The sequence below is a fragment of the Providencia sp. PROV201 genome (assembly GCF_028479545.1).
GTDB classification, from domain to species: Bacteria; Pseudomonadota; Gammaproteobacteria; order Enterobacterales; family Enterobacteriaceae; genus Providencia; species Providencia huaxiensis.
In genome coordinates this window covers 53,890-69,350 of the sequence record NZ_JAMPNW010000023.1, presented here as the reverse complement: position 1 = coordinate 69,350, position 15,461 = coordinate 53,890, and the positions used below count along the sequence as shown (strand labels likewise).

Sequence of the window (15,461 nt, the reverse complement as noted above, 5' to 3'; positions counted from 1 at the left end):
GGGAATACCCTACCGGCCTTTTTTATAAGAAAAAAATAAATTTAACTTAGTTGTTGGCTTTTAGCTAAATCTTGCTTTTTAGCCCCTGAGAATTGATACCCAACCCACAGAACAGCTATCCACAATGGCATAATTAATACCGAGATACGCAAACCGTCCATTGTCAGGATAATCCCTAAAATCAACAGTAAGAACGCTAAACACAAATAGTTTCCAAATGGATACCAAATGCTCTTAAATTTCGTTTCGACACCTTGTTTGTTCATTGCCGCTCTGAACTTCAAATTTGAAACACAAATCATAATCCAGTTTAAAACTAACGTCGTCACAACTAATGACATTAACAATTCGAAAGCTTTACCTTCCATCAAAAAGTTAATTAAAATACCACCAGACGTCGCAACACCTGAAACAAATAATGCCATGACTGGTACGCCACCTTTATTCACTTTTGCAAGAAATTTAGGTGCATTACTTTGTTGTGCCAAGCCATACAGCATGCGACTTGTCGCATAAGCTCCGCTGTTATACACAGACAATGCAGCGATTAAAATGACAACGTTCAACGAATTAGCAACCAGTAAGTCCCCTAATTCATGGAAAATTAATACAAATGGGCTTGTTTCGCCGTCAAGATCAACCCATGGATACAAAGCTAACAGTACCGCTAACGAGCCAATATAAAAAATTAAGATACGGTATACAACTTGGTTAATCGCTTTTGGAATGCTTTTATCTGGGTCTTCTGCCTCTGCAGCTGTAATACCGACCAGTTCTAACCCACCAAATGAAAACATAATAATTGCTAACGCCATTATTAGCCCATTAAAGCCATTAGCAAAGAAACCGCCGTGCTCCCATAAGTTACTCACTTTCGCTTGTGGGCCACCATGGCCGCTGAGTAATAAGTAGCAACCAAAAATAATCATCGCAACGACTGCAATAACTTTAATTAATGCAAACCAGAACTCAGTCTCACCATAAGAGCGTACATTAATCAAATTAACTGCATTTACCGCAATAAAAAACACCGCGGCAGAAACCCATATAGGGAGCTCAGGCCACCAATGTTGCATATATTTGCCTGCAGCGGTCAGTTCGGTCATCCCAACGAGGATAAACATGAACCAATAGTTCCACCCTGAAAGGAACCCTGCAAAACCACCCCAATACTTAAATGCAAAATGGCTAAACGAACCCGCCACAGGTTCCTGAACAATCATTTCGCCCAACTGACGCATAATCAGGAAAGCAATAAACCCACACAGCGCATAACCCAGTAAAACTGACGGCCCTGCCATTTGTATGGTTGTTGCTATTCCGAGGAATAACCCTGTACCAACAGCACCTCCCAATGCAATCAATTGGATATGCCTGTTTTTTAATCCCCGCTTTAGCGTCTGTTGCTGTTGCGCCATAACTTTACCCTTTTGTCCCCTTACTTGTTTTTTATCTTCCAAAATAATGATAATGACACAAGTTTATTTGAATTTTCTTATTAACACTACATTCTTCTGGCGCCGTTTTCAGCATTTTGTACGACCCCAAAACAGATGCTATTAATTATTTTTTTCATCACATAGCAAAATGATACCGCAGGATGGTTACCCCGATTCAATATCATGGATTGAGCATTAAAAAGCAAATTCAAAATGGTAACAAGTCAGTCACACGACAAATACCAAAAATAAAGTTTTCGCCCCCCTGATCACACAGGTTATCCATCGCTAAAAGATAGAAAAAAATACAAGCCAAAACTGCACTTACAGCAATAATTAATTTACGACCAAACACAGACAATTCCTTCATATTTCTATGATGATTTTATTTTTCAAATGATTACAATATTAAGATACTGCCATTTTATGATTGGTATCACTTATGGCATTGCATATAATGCGTTTATAAAAGAAATGGTACTCTAATTTAGAGCATCAAATTTGAGGAAAATATGCAATTGACCTCTTTTTACAAAAATTTGCTCATTTTAGGTGCTATTGGTTACTAACTTATTCTGATTGTGCTTTTTTTACCCTAAAAATGGGAAATACCGCACAAGCAGCCTTTGTCATGATGAAATGAAGTTGTGTATACTTCTGCTACCGTAAAACTAGAAAACATTTGAGATGCCACAAGATAACCACTTAGCACTTGTTTATGCTTTGAGTAAATGGATAGAAGAACACTTAGGGCGCGTGATCCACTTAGAAGAGCTCGCGGCTTATTCAGGCTATTCACTTTGGCATATGCAAAAAATCTTTAAAGAAGTCACAGGGATTTCACTGGGTAAATACATCCGTCAACGCCGCCTTGCAGGTGCGGTCAATTTACTCCGTAATAGTAACCAGTCCATTTTCGATATTGCACTGGATTTTGGTTTTGGGTCTCAGTCCCACTTTACCTATATGTTCCGCAAAGAATATGGTATCACGCCATTTGATTTTAGACAGAATGACCAAATCCAATTAGATGTTAAGCAACCGCTCCATCTAATTCATAATTATGAGTGAGAATATTTTAGCCGCATTAATCTATTGATTAACATAATAATGCTATAAAACATTGTCATTTCAACTTTTGACTATTGAACAGAGTTTCTGCTTTACATTCTGTTCAATTTCACATCAAACACGCATTATTCTAATGCAACTAAAGTTATAACTATTTGTATAATTTACATTCCGAATAATTAGAGTAAGGTATTGGCAGAAAGCACGAACTTTAGGAGGCATTGGATGTCAATCAAACTGGTCGCCATTGATTTAGATGGCACATTACTTAACTCCCAACACCAAATATCTCCCGTAGTAAAAGAGGCTATCACGCAGGCTAAGCAAAAAGGTGTCCATATTATTTTAGCCTCGGGCCGACCATTTTCTGGTATATCTCCTTACCTACGAGAATTAGATTTAAATACAACGGATAACTATTGTATTAGTAATAATGGTAGCGTCATTCACCAAGCCAATGATGGCAGCCATCTCGCAGAGAATTTGTTAGATTTCGCTGACTTCCAATATTTTGAGGAACTCGCAAGAAATGTCGGGGTTCACATGCATGCTCTCGCGGATAATTGCATGTTCACGGCTAACCGCCATATTAGTCACTATACGGTCGCAGACGCCTATTTAACTCACACACCACTCATCTATTGCCCTGTTAATGAGATGGACTCTTCTCTAGAATTTACTAAGTTTATGATAATTGACCACCCAGAAAAATTAGATATTGGTATCAGCTATATTCCAGAGAATGTCTTCGATAATTACGCTTTAACCCGAACAAGTCCGTATTTCCTTGAGGTCTCAAATAAAACGGCGAATAAAGGGACTGCGTTACAATGTATTTGTGAAAAGTTGGGTATTACACCTGACAAAATCATGAGTATTGGTGACCAAAATAATGATATCCAAATGCTGCAATACGCCAGTGTTTCTGTCGCAATGGGCAATGCGTTAGAACCCATTCGCCAAATGGTGAAATTTGTCACTACGACTAATGATGAAGATGGCGTAGCCGTCGCCATCAATAAATTTATTAATGTGTAGCCACAGAAAAATTTGCTATCAACATGATGTCCATGGCAGCGCCTACACTCGTTCACGCTGCCACTTTTAGCCGCTTACTGTTTTTTGCCTAGTCGCTAAAAAGCAAATGACCGACCCCATGGTCACCATTAATACACCTTGCCAAAAACTTAACGTTAATGTAGTGCTTAACAGTATTGATGCGAATGCTGTCGAAATAACGGGGGTAAAATAAGAAAGCGTTCCTAAAAAAGCCACATTTCCCTTGATAACCGCAAATGTCCACAATGCATTCGCTCCACCAGTCGCTATTGAGGCAATGAGTAATAATAACAGGCTTTGGCTATTGATAATAAACGGTGTCGGTGTACTGAAAAAATACAGTATCCATAACCCAATAGAGGTCATGATAAAGAATAATACCATCCCATTATGGCCACCAGAAATACGCTTAGTCACATTGCTGTAGAATGACCAAACAATAGCCCCGATAAAAGCTAAAAAATAACACAGTGGATTACTTTGAATATTTGCCAAAATAGTTTGTACCGATAATGGCTGATTTCCTGAAATTACCCAAATCAGTCCCATAAAAGCTAAAACTAACCCTGCCCCCAATAATAAAGTGAAACGCTGACGGTTAAAAAACACAGCAAGTGCGATAGTAAAACTTGGCCACAAATAATTCACCATACCCAGTTCAATCGCTTGTTGCCGACTATTAGCTAAACCTAACGCTAGTACAAAACAAATTTCATAGCTAACAAACAGTATTGTTCCCCAAAGTAAATAGCGTTTAGGATATTTCGTTATTTTTGGTACTCCCATGGCAAGTACCAATACCAGTGAACCAACCGTATAGACTAATGCGGCGCCACCTACTGGTCCAAAGTTTTCACTTACACTGCGGATCAGCCCTACCATTGTGCTCCACAACAAGATCGAAATAACCCCATACAGCGTTGCGGCATACTGATTCAATTTCATAACTCTCTCAGCTATTTAGTTTCGAAAATGATATTCTTTGTAATAATACATTCATTTTACCATCTAAAAAAACCTTATAGCTCAAACAATTATAATGCAAGCGTTTATTTTTAGTAAATATTGATATATATGTCATAAAAAAATTCTCAGGCTATCACCTAAGAATTTTATGATTTAAAACTTTTGTATTAGCGAGATGTTTCTTTCTCAACCCACTTATCAACTTCTTCTTTTTCCCATATCCCTTCTTCAAATTGTTTCTTTAATTCAGGATGCTGATTGATATCAAAAGTTGGTATTTTACCTGCGACTAACTGCTGGTTATAATCTTTAGCAAGTTTAAAAGCGATACCTGATAATAGAAGGATCGCGATTAAATTAGTTATCGCCATTAGACCCATCGATAAGTCTGCAAGTTTCCAAATAAATGGCATTTCTGCAAGCGCACCAAACATCACCATACCTAATGCAGCTAAACGGAAAATAAATAAACCCGCCGTATGATTATTCTCTAAAAAAATCATATTGCTTTCGGCATAAGCATAATTAGCAATAATTGACGTAAATGCAAAAAAGAAGATAGCTATCGCAATAAATGTACTTCCCCAACTACCGACGGCAGAAGAAAGAGCAAGTTGTGTCAATTCAATACCATTGATGTTGTCCATTCCACTTTCTAATACACCAGATGATAAAATAATAATTGCTGTCGCACTGCAAATAACGATGGTGTCCATAAAAACACCAAGCATCTGTACATACCCTTGTGATGCAGGATGTGGAGGATAAGGTGCTGCCGATGCCGCTGCATTTGGTGCAGACCCCATTCCAGCCTCATTAGAGAACAATCCCCGCTGAATTCCTTGTGTCATCGCCTGAGCAACACCATAACCAACAGCCCCGCCAGCCGCCTCTTGCAAACCAAATGCATTTCGGATTATCAGCATAAAAACTTCAGGTAATCGTTCGATATGGTGCCCAACAACCCAAAACGCCAATAGTAAATAGGCTAACGCCATAACAGGAACAACTAATTCAGCAACCTTCGCAATGGATTTCAATCCACCAAAAATAATGACTCCGCTTAATAAAACTAAGCCAATGCCAACATAAATTGGATTGAAATCAAAGGCGACTGCGGTTGCTTGAGCAATAGAGTTAGCTTGTACTGCATTAAATACTAAACCAAAAGCAATAATCAGAAAAATTGAAAATAACACGCCCATCCAGCGTTGGTTTAAGCCTTTTTGCATATAATATGACGGCCCACCTCGATAATTTCCTTTATCATCTTTGGTTTTGTATAACTGTGCTAAAGTACATTCAATAAAAGAGGTTGCCATTCCCAATAAAGCAACAACCCACATCCAAAAAATAGCCCCAGGCCCGCCTGCTGTTAGGGCAATAGCTACCCCAGTTAAATTTCCTGTACCGACCCTAGCGGCTAAACTTGTACATAATGCCTGAAAAGATGAAATACCTGCGCTATCAGACTGTTTACTGTTTTTTAAGACACTAAACATATGGCCAAAATGCCTAATTTGAATAAAACCAGATCGAAGGGTAAAATATAGACCAGCTCCCAGTAATAAATAAATAAGTAAAGAACCCCAAATGAAATTAGTTATTGAGTTTATAAATTCTATCAAATTACACTCCTTTTTTATTAAAACGATTAATAAAAAACTAATCGAAAATTAAATCCTCACATTTAAATCACAACTCCAGAAAAGGAGTTTAGCTAGCAAGAGCCAACTCATCTTAATATGATTAGCAGAAATTATATTTTTTTATCTTTAATGTAAATTAATTTTCGATTCATTAATCATTAACTACATTCAATTTTAATAGAAACACGTTACACGTCCATAAAAAAGAACCTATAACCCTTTGAAAAAACTAGTCATGAAAAATTCCCTTATCATTTCACCGAAAGTAAATCAAATGATTGATTCATCGTGCTTATTTTAACCAACAAGTTAATTGAATAAATAAAAACTCATCATTCATTTCATATATCCACTTTTAATTAGCTTATTCCTTAACGAAAAACTTTATAATACTTCTTTTATTTAATTCATTATTTGGAATGTATCATTGATGTGTAACACTAATGTACAATAAAAAAGCAAATCCAATTACAATCATCTTAATTAGATGGTTGCTTATGTTTTCACTTAACAATAAACTGAGCCTAATAAATTTATAGACAAGAGGTTAACACATGGAAATTAATATCAAGTTATCTGATGCCCCACTTTCTCAGCTCTCTGAAAAATCATATGACGCCTTCATTGCTGAGCTGAAAGCACGTGTTTTAGAAGTCTATCCTGGCAGCTATCTATTGATCACTCATGATAACGGCCCAACGACTTTTCAAACTAAAGGCTTTCATGATGATAACGAAGCACATATTGTTTTACATGAACTTGTCGAAGATGTCTTAAAGCATGGCCATTGGTTAAAACAGTAATTTCCTTGCCAGATTACACCAATAAAACCAGCTGTGAGCCTACATGGGCTCTAGCTGGTTATTTTTAATATCCTCTCGTATTTCGATAACATTTCCCCTCAATATTTATTCAAAGTCTGATCAAGATCATACTTAGTCTTATCTATTATCAAAACAAGTTAAATTTGCTTTACCTTTAACCGTTATGTGATAATGTATATAACGTAATTTTCATTTACATTGCTTTTGCTAATTATAGCGGCCAGTATTTATACTGGCTCTTTTTTATGAAATCATGCTAAAAATCCATTCGGCGTCCCCGTTTTAGGTCTAATCTGCTATAGTATTTCTCTAATACTAGATAGAGTTATTATTCATTGAGTGCAAAATAGAGGTATGACTATGAAGCGTTTATTACTGGCTTTTTGCCTGACCCCAGTCCTTGTTATGGCTGATAATGCCCCATTAAATATTAGTGAAATAGCCAACGATTATTGCGAAATCACAGGTCAAGCACTAAGTGAAGCGTACAGCACTGACAAAACTAGCAGTGAGTTAACTCAAGCAACCATTGCTAAACTGAAAAGTGAAAATGTCGACCTCAAGCAATTAGCCACTGTTGAGTCAGACCTACGCGAAAATCTAACTTCAGCGATTGATGCCATACGCAGCAATAAATCTAAGTTTGCTAATGAAGCTGATTTCAATAAATCATTAAATGATTCTGTTTCAGCTTGTAAAATTCAAACTGAACTTCTTTTGAATAAATCTTAATCATTTAATTTTCTAGTAAAAAAGCGCTCAAACTAAAATTTGAGCGTTTTTTTTATCAATTAGTTTGTTTTTTAACACACAACTGTTCAATCGAGAATTGTAATTCCGGTGTCTCACTTATAATCAGTTGCCCGTGTTCAGAGAAACGCCCATCTTTAATACTTACATTCGCAACAAATGGCAGAGAGTTTTCTTGAGAAGGTAAACGGTATAAACCACAAACTCGATAACTTTCGCCTTCCTTGAACTCACTTTTTTGTGCTATTTCCACATCACTAAACTCAACCACTGATGAGTTGCCGAGTTTTTTTTCCACCATGCTTTGGGCTTCATTTTTGACATCTGAATCACCAATACTCGTATAAGAATGGTATGCAAATACTCCTAAAGCCAATAGCAATACTATCAATAATTTTGTTTTTATACGCTTCAACGCATCACCCTTCCTACTTTATGATTAATTAGCTTAGTATAAATGTATTATACCCATTTGAGTAAACAATTTGAGCTTTTAACTCCATTGTTTAATGTTTACCCTAACCAATTGATAACAAGATATAAAAAATATTTTCCAACCCTGACAATTGGCTAGAAAATATCTATCAACATTGATTCAATTTATATTTATTAACTTAGCATTAATAAAAAAAACATTTTTTATTTTCTTAGCTAGTTTTATACTAGTCTCCATACTATTAGACTGATTTAATATATTTTTATGAAAGAAAAAATCGTTAAAAATCTTGTTAGCTTAACTCATGGAAACAATAATGATGTTAAAATAGCGGCGATAAATGCATTAGGCGATTATATTTGTTCAATTGAACAAGAAGCCGCTATCGATAGGCTACTTGTTTTATGTGATGATTATAATAAAGACATTGCCGTTGCATCAATTATATCAATCAGTAAACTTGCTAAGTTCTTCAATGAAAAACAATAAAATAAAACCAATAAAAAACCATGAGTTAACGTTAAGTTTATTTTATTAACAAACTATTTTCATTGTGAGGAAATAATGAAATAAAAGTGGCTGGATTATGGTTTATTCATTTAGATAAGTAAATGCAATTGAATTAATTAATTACAATGGCAAAATGATAATTAATAAATATCTAAAGGAGATATCATATGAATATATTAAAGCCATTAATTCTTAGTGCGAGTTTAATCGCTATTAGCTTTTCGACACTCGCTTACCCAGGGGATGGTAATGGTTCATGGCACCGTGGCGGATACCAAAACCAACACCAATATAATGATAGGCCTTGCGATAATTATCGTCACTCTAATTATGCAAATCGTCACCGTGGAATGATGCAGTATTCAACATCTATTCAAACTGCTCAACCAGATGAAACACTGAAAAAAATCGCTGCAGATGCACCTAAAGGAGAAAATGGTAAACAGTATATGGTTAAAGTTGCAGTTGTAGAAATTACACCTAATGCCCCTGTGCAAGGCCAATAATCTTTACCAAGGGTAGAAAAATACTACCCTTTTTTATATATCCTCAATAATGCTATAACCCGATTGGTTGCCCTTCACCACCGTAGTATGACAAGCCTTCCCTTGATACTTCCAATAAATTTTCAACAGATAAATCCCCTACACCACTGATACGAATAATTAATCATAAAAAGTAAATAATTATTTACTTTGAGTCAATTTTAAGTAATCTAATGTACTCAAAAAATAATAACTTCAGGGAATAGCTATGGATCGTCGTTCATTTCTTAAATCCAGCTCATTAGTGGCTGGCGGGCTTGCGCTTAATTCATTGTTTAATCATGCGGTTGCACAAAATAGTAATATTGTATTGCCGAGTGAAAAGCACCCATTACTATTGAATTTCAATGAAAATTCATTAGGGATGTCCGAAAATGCTAAAGAAGCTATCATCAAGGCATTACCTAATGCATTCCGCTACCCTGATGATGCTCGTGCTGAATTACAGCAGAATATTGGCGAGCTCTACAGTTTATCTGATAAGCACATTACTATAGGCAATGGTTCATCTGAAACCATTCAAGCCGCTGTTGCCATGTTGGCTGCTAAAGCAAATAAACTCGGTAAAAAAATTCAATTAGTCACCCCAGATCCAACATTCAATTATACAGAACTCTATTCTCTTCCATTGAATATAGCGATAACGAAAGTTCCTTTAAAAACCGATTTATCATTTGATTTAGAAAAAATGAAACAAGCCGCTGATAATTTTGACGGTTTATCCATGGTCTATATTTGTAATCCGAATAATCCGACGGCAATGATCACACCTTATAGCCAGCTTGATAAGTGGATGAGTAAAGAGTCTGACAACACATTTTTTATCGTTGATGAGGCTTATGCTGAATTTGTTGAAGACTCGGACTTTACAAGTGCTATTGAGTTAGTCAAAAAAGGCCAAAATAACTTGATTGTCACACGCACCTTCTCAAAAATTTTCGCCTTAGCAGGCTTAAGAGTCGGCTATGGGGTCGCAACTCCCGAAGTTATTGCTGCTGTAGATGCGTTTTTATCTATTGATAATACTAATACAGCAGGTGCGGTTGCTGCGATTGCATCACTGAAGGATAAATCATTTATTCAATACAGCCTAAAATCCAACAATATATCGAGAAAAATCGTAGAAAAAGCATTAAACGAAATCGGGCTAGAATATGCTCCATCACAAGCTAACTTTATTTTCCATAAGGTTAAAGGGGACGTAAAAACCTATCAACAACGTATGGCTGATGCGCATGTCATGGTAGGTCGTGAATTTCCACCCGCGGTTGGCTGGAATAGATTAACGCTAGGAACCCCCGAGGAAATGCAGCAATTTGTTGTGATACTAAAACAATTCCATGAAAAAGGATGGGTATAAATTAAGTTCAATCCAAAAAGAGCAGCTCAAGCCGCTCTTTTTGTTAAAATGGCCCCTTAAATATAAAAAAGGCCCCTGCAAAAATAAGAATAAAACCTATCAAATGGTTAATTGTAAAACTTTCACCTAAATACAATACGGAGAAAAGAACAAAAACACAGAGTGTTATCACCTCTTGCATTGTTTTCAATTCAGCTGCACTGTAGTACTGATGCCCTAACCGGTTAGCTGGCACTGCAAAACAGTATTCAACCAATGCAATTAACCAGCTAAAGAAAATAACAATATACAGTGGCTTTGTTGTGAATTTTAAATGCCCATACCAAGCAAACATCATAAATACATTTGAAACAACAAGTAATAATACTGGGTAGAATTTAGTTAACATACTGATTTAATAGTCAAATAACAAGAAATCGATATTATGGAATTAGAGGTAACACATTCCAATGTGCTCCGACAAATCCCGTCACTTTTCATATCATAAATTTAAACGTATTTAGCAATCATTACGAGGTAATAATGAATATTAAATATGAATTAATGACACAATCAGATTGTCATGCTGTAGCTCAATTATTGCAATCTAATTCTGAATCCCAGCAAGGTGGGTTACTCGGTGAATATCCTCAAGCCAAAGTTAACGCAATGTTTGCAGGAAGTCTAACCACCATTATTGGTCGGGATGGAAATAAAATTGTCGCGGTCGTATTTAGCTTTGACTCTCACTCTTTATCTTTACCACCTATAGCTCATTTTATTATTAAACAACATACAAACATTATACAAGGTAACTGGCTTTATGGCCCTGTTTGTATTGATAATGCTCATAGGGGAAAAAATATTCTCAAGACTCTTTTTGATGAAATTTGTTCTTACAATCAAGGAAAGCCCGTTGCTTTTATCAATGCAGATAATCTTAGGTCTCTTTTCGCACATAAAAAAATAGGCATGAGTAATGTCACTGATTTTGAATTTGATGGCACAACATATCATCTAATGGTCGGAAACTAAAAGTGTACCAATAAGTACATTTTTAGTTTCAACTTGCTTATTTTTTGCTACACTGTGACAAATTATTGTATACAGAGGTACATTTATGACCGATTACACGAGTGCAAATCAAAAGGCATGGGATAAACAAGCAGAATCCCAACTTGCTTGGTCAAAACCTGTTGATTCCAAAACTATCCATGATGCCAAGCAAGGTAAATGGCAGGTTCATTTAACGCCAACACCTGTTGACGCAGCTTGGCTAGGCGATATAAAAGATAAAAAAATTCTCTGCTTAGCGTCAGCGGGTGGGCAACAAGCCCCGGTACTCGCAGCTGCGGGCGCAAATGTGACTGTGTTTGATTTTTCTCAGAAACAACTTGAGCAAGACAAAATGGTAGCAGAAAGGGATGATTTAACATTAGAGATTATTCAAGGTGACATGCGCTCATTACACATGTTTGCGGATGCAACCTTTGATATTATATTCCACCCTATTTCTAATTTATATATTCCAGATGTTAACCCTGTCTGGCAAGAATGCCACCGTGTGTTAAAAACCAATGGGCGCCTATTATCCAGCTTTTATAACCCAATTCTTTTTATTGGCAAACGAGATAAACACTATGACGAGCAAGGCATAATAAAACCAAGTTATACTATGCCATACTCCGAGCTATCCACTTTATCAGCAGAGCAAATAGCACAGAAACAGGAAAGACAAGAAGCTTTTGTGTTTGGTCACTCGCTGACAGACTTAATAGGTGGGCAAATAAAAGCAGGCTTTTCTATCACAGGTTTTAAAGAAGATTGGCAACCTAATCCACGGTTCGTTATTGATAATTATCTACCAACATTCCTAACGACAATGGCAATTAAAACCAATTAATTATTAACGCTCGTTGTGTTAATCACTCAACGAGCGATCATTAACTTAGCTTCTTTTACAGTACCTATCCCATACAGCTTCAAATTGTTCTGCGGGAATAATATCATCAGTTTTTTCCACAAAAGGAATGGATATCATTACCTTACCAGCTCTGTTTTTATGAAGCCTAATGATAAATCTTTTATAGCCATGAGGTAATTCATTTTCAAAACCAAAGACTTCACCGCAATAATAGCCCGTTTCATCCCCTTCTTCACTTTTCGTCAATACATAATATTGAACATTTCTATAATTAGCTGCTGATGGGTAGGCAAGAAAATCTTCGACAGAGCTTTTAACCCGACTCTCTGTATCTAATTCAGGATCAAGTGAAACTTCAGTCATAATTCCTGCAATATATGCGCACCCAGCTACTAACAGTAACACCAAGGCTCTTAATAACATTTTAATGATACAGCTCAATAGAAAACACTGGTTATCATTATAGTTAATAATTAATTTTTTGCGACTCTACCCAAGTGTACTTAAGCCGTCAGCTTATCGTGCTTCTTTAGTTTTCATTATAGTTTGCAGTTAATTATGTCTCCCAATGTTATCTATTGAGTGAGTTGCCATATATAAACTAATATTGCCGCTGTTATTATCCAAATAACAGTTGCAACACTTAAACTTCCCCAAACTGTGATTTTTGTTGCTAATAAATATACCGTTAATAAATACATTGCATAAGGAATGAGAGACCACAACCCAAACAGTGCAGTTTTTCTCAGAGCTTCCGCTCCTTGCTCTTGTACAACAATAACATGTGCAATTAATGCGAATGTAGGAAAAAGAGGAACTAATCCTGCAATGTAGTAAATTTTACTACGCGAAAATAGTGCAATAACCAACACAGCTAAAGCACCTAAAAGGCATTTAAAGAGTAAAGAAAACATACCGCACTCAATAATTAAATTTTAAACATGGACTATTATTATCACAAATAATCCGTAAGTTAACTGTATTGTCGCTGTCAATGTACAACTACAGTGTCCTTTTCCCACCTTGAATCAGTAAAAACACCTAATTAACTTCAATTTTATGAGCTAAGTCAAATTGTTGGATATAAAGTATCCAGAAATAGTGCCGATACATTTATTCAGTCCCTACGCCTGATGCTTTCGCGTGACTACATATAACTTTTTAGCTATCGGACAGCTTCGATTTGCTCATGGTTAATCACGTTATGTTTAGAAGTCGTATTTAGTATGTGTGAAACATACTATTCGATGGTATGAAAGGAAATAATCAATGATGTCTGGTAATTTAAAAAAAATTAATTTTAGTTCAACTAAGTTCTCTTTTTCTGGTTTTAAGACAACAACTCTAGTCTGGTTTATTTCAGGCCTACTTATCGCCCTTCTTCTTTCAACTTGTTGGTTTTTCTTTAGTTCTTTAAAACAATATCAAGAGACATTAACCAAACTCGATACTATCTATAACGAACAAACTCAACTAAACAATACATGGCAGTCTTTATTACAAGCAAGAAATACATTAAATCGTGCTAGCTCTCGCCATTTATTAGTTATCAATAAGATGAAAACATCAAATACTGACATAGATAGTCTCATCGCGTTTTATCATAAAAAAATAGCTGAAACGGGTAATTATTGGGATGCATTTACAACCGTTTCCATCTACAAAAATAGTGACCAATTTGCTGAGTTAGAAAAATCATATAACGCGTTATACGCTGCATTAAATGAGCTTTCCGTATTTTTAGTTCAAGGAAAAACATATGACTTTTTAAACCAGCCGACTCAGGGATTTCAGGACACATTTGAGAAAAACTACGTAAAATATCATCAACAATTAAATAGTAGCTATCATGATATTGCTCTCGCAAGTGAGCAACTGTATAAACAAAGTTTGATTGGCTTAATCGTTACTATCTCAATCGTTATCCTCGTAACTCTGTTCATTCGCTTTATTCTACAGCTTTTCTTTATTCGCCCACTAAACCAAGTTATTGATGGTATTGAAAAAGTTAGCCATGGCGTTTTATACCATAGCTTTGATAACAAAGGTTTATATGAAATCAAATTACTTAAACAGCATGTATCTAATATGCAAAGTAAATTGATTGATATCGTCAAAAATATTTATGACAACACTCACCATATAAAAGTTGAGCTGAGTGATATCACTCAGATGAATCACGACCTTTCTATTCGAGCAGATCAACAAGCAGCCGCCATTGTTGAAACAGCAGCCAGCGTCGAAGAACTCGATTCATCTTTTAAATTGAATACCGCTCACACTAATCAATCGTGCAAATTGATGACAGAGACGAGTATAACAATTGATAAGAGTAATGAACTTATCTCTGATGTTGTTGAAAATATGGATGATATTGTCGATTTTTCGAAAGAAATTAGCAAAATTACTTCAACCATTGATAATATTGCGTTTCAAACTAATTTATTAGCATTGAATGCCGCTGTAGAGGCAGCTAGAGTGGGTGAACATGGCAAAGGGTTTGCAGTCGTCGCAAATGAAGTCCGCGAATTATCAATTAGTTGCACTCAAGCATCCAAAGAAATCAAGCTATTAATTAATAATTCAAATGATAAAATTAATCACTGTTTCCAGTTAGCCGCTGATGCAAATGACAATATTGTTTCAATTGCACAGGATACATCTAATATCAATGAGATGATCCAAAGTGTTGCGCTTGCCTCAAATGAACAAACCCATGGTGTTAGCCAAATACACCTAGCAATCAATGAATTAGACAACACTACACAAGCGAATGCAACCATGACTCGTGAATTGCAATCGTCCTTAAGAGCTTTGGAGTCCCAATCAGATTTATTAGAGGCTATTATTTCTATTTTTCACATTGAACCCAAAAGTGAACATGAAATAGATAGTGATACTCCCCAAGAGGCTAAAACTAAAAAAGTAAAACAATCTATCTAGCAAAGT

18 protein-coding genes are annotated in these 15,461 nt (G+C 35.9%); 10 read left to right on the top strand and 8 right to left on the bottom strand.

Translation table 11 applies throughout. The features are described 5' to 3' along the window. Positions 1–41 precede the first annotated feature (41 nt). Positions 42–1,418, bottom strand: a complete 1,377-nt coding sequence (locus tag PR809_RS16735) for an amino acid permease (RefSeq protein WP_195697236.1) — start codon at positions 1,416–1,418, stop codon at positions 42–44. A gap of 229 nt (positions 1,419–1,647) precedes the next feature. Further along, on the bottom strand, positions 1,648–1,794 hold the full coding sequence (gene mgrB, locus PR809_RS16730) for a PhoP/PhoQ regulator MgrB (protein ID WP_229597447.1): 147 nt from the start codon (positions 1,792–1,794) through the stop codon (positions 1,648–1,650). Between the two features lie 332 nt (positions 1,795–2,126). On the opposite strand from mgrB, the gene PR809_RS16725 reads away from it, so the two are divergent. Both PR809_RS16725 and yidA read left to right on the top strand, forming a co-directional pair. Further along, entirely contained in the window at positions 2,127–2,510 is a 384-nt protein-coding gene (locus PR809_RS16725; protein WP_004253477.1) for a helix-turn-helix domain-containing protein, read from the top strand. Between the two features lie 225 nt (positions 2,511–2,735). After that, positions 2,736–3,548 carry a sugar-phosphatase gene (gene yidA, locus PR809_RS16720; protein ID WP_206277102.1) on the top strand — a complete coding sequence of 271 codons (813 nt, stop codon included), beginning with the start codon at positions 2,736–2,738 and terminating at the stop codon, positions 3,546–3,548. A 66-nt stretch (positions 3,549–3,614) separates the two neighbouring features. On the opposite strand, the gene yddG is transcribed toward yidA, so the two are convergent. Together yddG and PR809_RS16710 are read right to left on the bottom strand one after the other, a co-directional pair. Beyond that, on the bottom strand, positions 3,615–4,514 hold the full coding sequence (gene yddG / locus PR809_RS16715) for an aromatic amino acid DMT transporter YddG (protein ID WP_102139803.1): 900 nt from the start codon (positions 4,512–4,514) through the stop codon (positions 3,615–3,617). Positions 4,515–4,702: 188 nt separating this feature from the next. After that, a complete protein-coding gene (locus PR809_RS16710; RefSeq protein WP_102139802.1) occupies positions 4,703–6,163 on the bottom strand; it encodes an alanine/glycine:cation symporter family protein in 1,461 nt (486 codons plus the stop codon). Positions 6,164–6,738: 575 nt separating this feature from the next. On the opposite strand from PR809_RS16710, the gene PR809_RS16705 reads away from it, so the two are divergent. Both PR809_RS16705 and PR809_RS16700 read left to right on the top strand, forming a co-directional pair. Further along, on the top strand, positions 6,739–6,987 hold the full coding sequence (locus PR809_RS16705; protein WP_206276373.1) for a DinI-like family protein: 249 nt from the start codon (positions 6,739–6,741) through the stop codon (positions 6,985–6,987). Between the two features lie 381 nt (positions 6,988–7,368). Further along, positions 7,369–7,740, top strand: a complete 372-nt coding sequence (locus PR809_RS16700) for a hypothetical protein (protein ID WP_102139800.1) — start codon at positions 7,369–7,371, stop codon at positions 7,738–7,740. A 55-nt stretch (positions 7,741–7,795) separates the two neighbouring features. Here PR809_RS16700 and PR809_RS16695 read toward each other — a convergent pair whose 3' ends face one another. Beyond that, on the bottom strand, positions 7,796–8,173 hold the full coding sequence (locus PR809_RS16695) for a hypothetical protein (protein WP_102139799.1): 378 nt from the start codon (positions 8,171–8,173) through the stop codon (positions 7,796–7,798). Positions 8,174–8,458: 285 nt separating this feature from the next. Here PR809_RS16695 and PR809_RS16690 point away from each other — a divergent pair, with 285 nt between their 5' ends. The 3 genes from PR809_RS16690 to PR809_RS16680 all read left to right on the top strand — a co-directional run bounded on the left by PR809_RS16690 (position 8,459) and on the right by PR809_RS16680 (position 10,609). Beyond that, complete coding sequence (locus PR809_RS16690) at positions 8,459–8,683, top strand: hypothetical protein (protein ID WP_102139798.1); 225 nt, start codon at positions 8,459–8,461, stop codon at positions 8,681–8,683. A gap of 188 nt (positions 8,684–8,871) precedes the next feature. Then, entirely contained in the window at positions 8,872–9,210 is a 339-nt protein-coding gene (locus PR809_RS16685) for a hypothetical protein (RefSeq protein ID WP_206276372.1), read from the top strand. A gap of 247 nt (positions 9,211–9,457) precedes the next feature. Beyond that, positions 9,458–10,609, top strand: a complete 1,152-nt coding sequence (locus PR809_RS16680; protein ID WP_195697239.1) for a pyridoxal phosphate-dependent aminotransferase — start codon at positions 9,458–9,460, stop codon at positions 10,607–10,609. Between the two features lie 43 nt (positions 10,610–10,652). Here PR809_RS16680 and PR809_RS16675 read toward each other — a convergent pair whose 3' ends face one another. Further along, on the bottom strand, positions 10,653–10,997 hold the full coding sequence (locus PR809_RS16675; protein ID WP_102139795.1) for a DMT family protein: 345 nt from the start codon (positions 10,995–10,997) through the stop codon (positions 10,653–10,655). Positions 10,998–11,131: 134 nt separating this feature from the next. Here PR809_RS16675 and PR809_RS16670 point away from each other — a divergent pair, with 134 nt between their 5' ends. After that, positions 11,132–11,623 carry an N-acetyltransferase gene (locus tag PR809_RS16670; RefSeq protein ID WP_102139794.1) on the top strand — a complete coding sequence of 164 codons (492 nt, stop codon included), beginning with the start codon at positions 11,132–11,134 and terminating at the stop codon, positions 11,621–11,623. Between the two features lie 85 nt (positions 11,624–11,708). Then, the gene (locus PR809_RS16665) at positions 11,709–12,491 is read left to right on the top strand and encodes a class I SAM-dependent methyltransferase (protein ID WP_206276371.1); all 783 of its coding nucleotides are present in this window, start codon (positions 11,709–11,711) and stop codon (positions 12,489–12,491) included. 45 nt (positions 12,492–12,536) lie between these two features. On the opposite strand, the gene PR809_RS16660 is transcribed toward PR809_RS16665, so the two are convergent. Together PR809_RS16660 and PR809_RS16655 are read right to left on the bottom strand one after the other, a co-directional pair. After that, entirely contained in the window at positions 12,537–12,875 is a 339-nt protein-coding gene (locus PR809_RS16660) for a hypothetical protein (RefSeq protein WP_241098686.1), read from the bottom strand. Positions 12,876–13,087: 212 nt separating this feature from the next. Beyond that, positions 13,088–13,426 carry a GlpM family protein gene (locus tag PR809_RS16655; RefSeq protein ID WP_102139791.1) on the bottom strand — a complete coding sequence of 113 codons (339 nt, stop codon included), beginning with the start codon at positions 13,424–13,426 and terminating at the stop codon, positions 13,088–13,090. Positions 13,427–13,781: 355 nt separating this feature from the next. Between PR809_RS16655 and PR809_RS16650 the strand changes: the two genes are divergently transcribed. Then, positions 13,782–15,455 carry a methyl-accepting chemotaxis protein gene (locus PR809_RS16650; protein ID WP_206276369.1) on the top strand — a complete coding sequence of 558 codons (1,674 nt, stop codon included), beginning with the start codon at positions 13,782–13,784 and terminating at the stop codon, positions 15,453–15,455. The last annotated feature ends 6 nt before the right edge of the window (positions 15,456–15,461 follow it).

Bases quoted from the DNA above. Each gene is read 5' to 3' on its own strand.
- PR809_RS16735 (WP_195697236.1), bottom strand. From the start codon at position 1,418: ATGGCGCAACAGCAACAGACGCTAAAGCGGGGATTAAAAAACAGGCAT.
- PR809_RS16725 (WP_004253477.1), top strand. From the start codon at position 2,127: ATGCCACAAGATAACCACTTAGCACTTGTTTATGCTTTGAGTAAATGG.
- yidA (WP_206277102.1), top strand. From the start codon at position 2,736: ATGTCAATCAAACTGGTCGCCATTGATTTAGATGGCACATTACTTAAC.
- yddG (WP_102139803.1), bottom strand. From the start codon at position 4,514: ATGAAATTGAATCAGTATGCCGCAACGCTGTATGGGGTTATTTCGATC.
- PR809_RS16705 (WP_206276373.1), top strand. From the start codon at position 6,739: ATGGAAATTAATATCAAGTTATCTGATGCCCCACTTTCTCAGCTCTCT.
- PR809_RS16700 (WP_102139800.1), top strand. From the start codon at position 7,369: ATGAAGCGTTTATTACTGGCTTTTTGCCTGACCCCAGTCCTTGTTATG.
- PR809_RS16690 (WP_102139798.1), top strand. From the start codon at position 8,459: ATGAAAGAAAAAATCGTTAAAAATCTTGTTAGCTTAACTCATGGAAAC.
- PR809_RS16685 (WP_206276372.1), top strand. From the start codon at position 8,872: ATGAATATATTAAAGCCATTAATTCTTAGTGCGAGTTTAATCGCTATT.
- PR809_RS16680 (WP_195697239.1), top strand. From the start codon at position 9,458: ATGGATCGTCGTTCATTTCTTAAATCCAGCTCATTAGTGGCTGGCGGG.
- PR809_RS16675 (WP_102139795.1), bottom strand. From the start codon at position 10,997: ATGTTAACTAAATTCTACCCAGTATTATTACTTGTTGTTTCAAATGTA.
- PR809_RS16670 (WP_102139794.1), top strand. From the start codon at position 11,132: ATGAATATTAAATATGAATTAATGACACAATCAGATTGTCATGCTGTA.
- PR809_RS16665 (WP_206276371.1), top strand. From the start codon at position 11,709: ATGACCGATTACACGAGTGCAAATCAAAAGGCATGGGATAAACAAGCA.
- PR809_RS16660 (WP_241098686.1), bottom strand. From the start codon at position 12,875: ATGACTGAAGTTTCACTTGATCCTGAATTAGATACAGAGAGTCGGGTT.
- PR809_RS16655 (WP_102139791.1), bottom strand. From the start codon at position 13,426: ATGTTTTCTTTACTCTTTAAATGCCTTTTAGGTGCTTTAGCTGTGTTG.
- PR809_RS16650 (WP_206276369.1), top strand. From the start codon at position 13,782: ATGATGTCTGGTAATTTAAAAAAAATTAATTTTAGTTCAACTAAGTTC.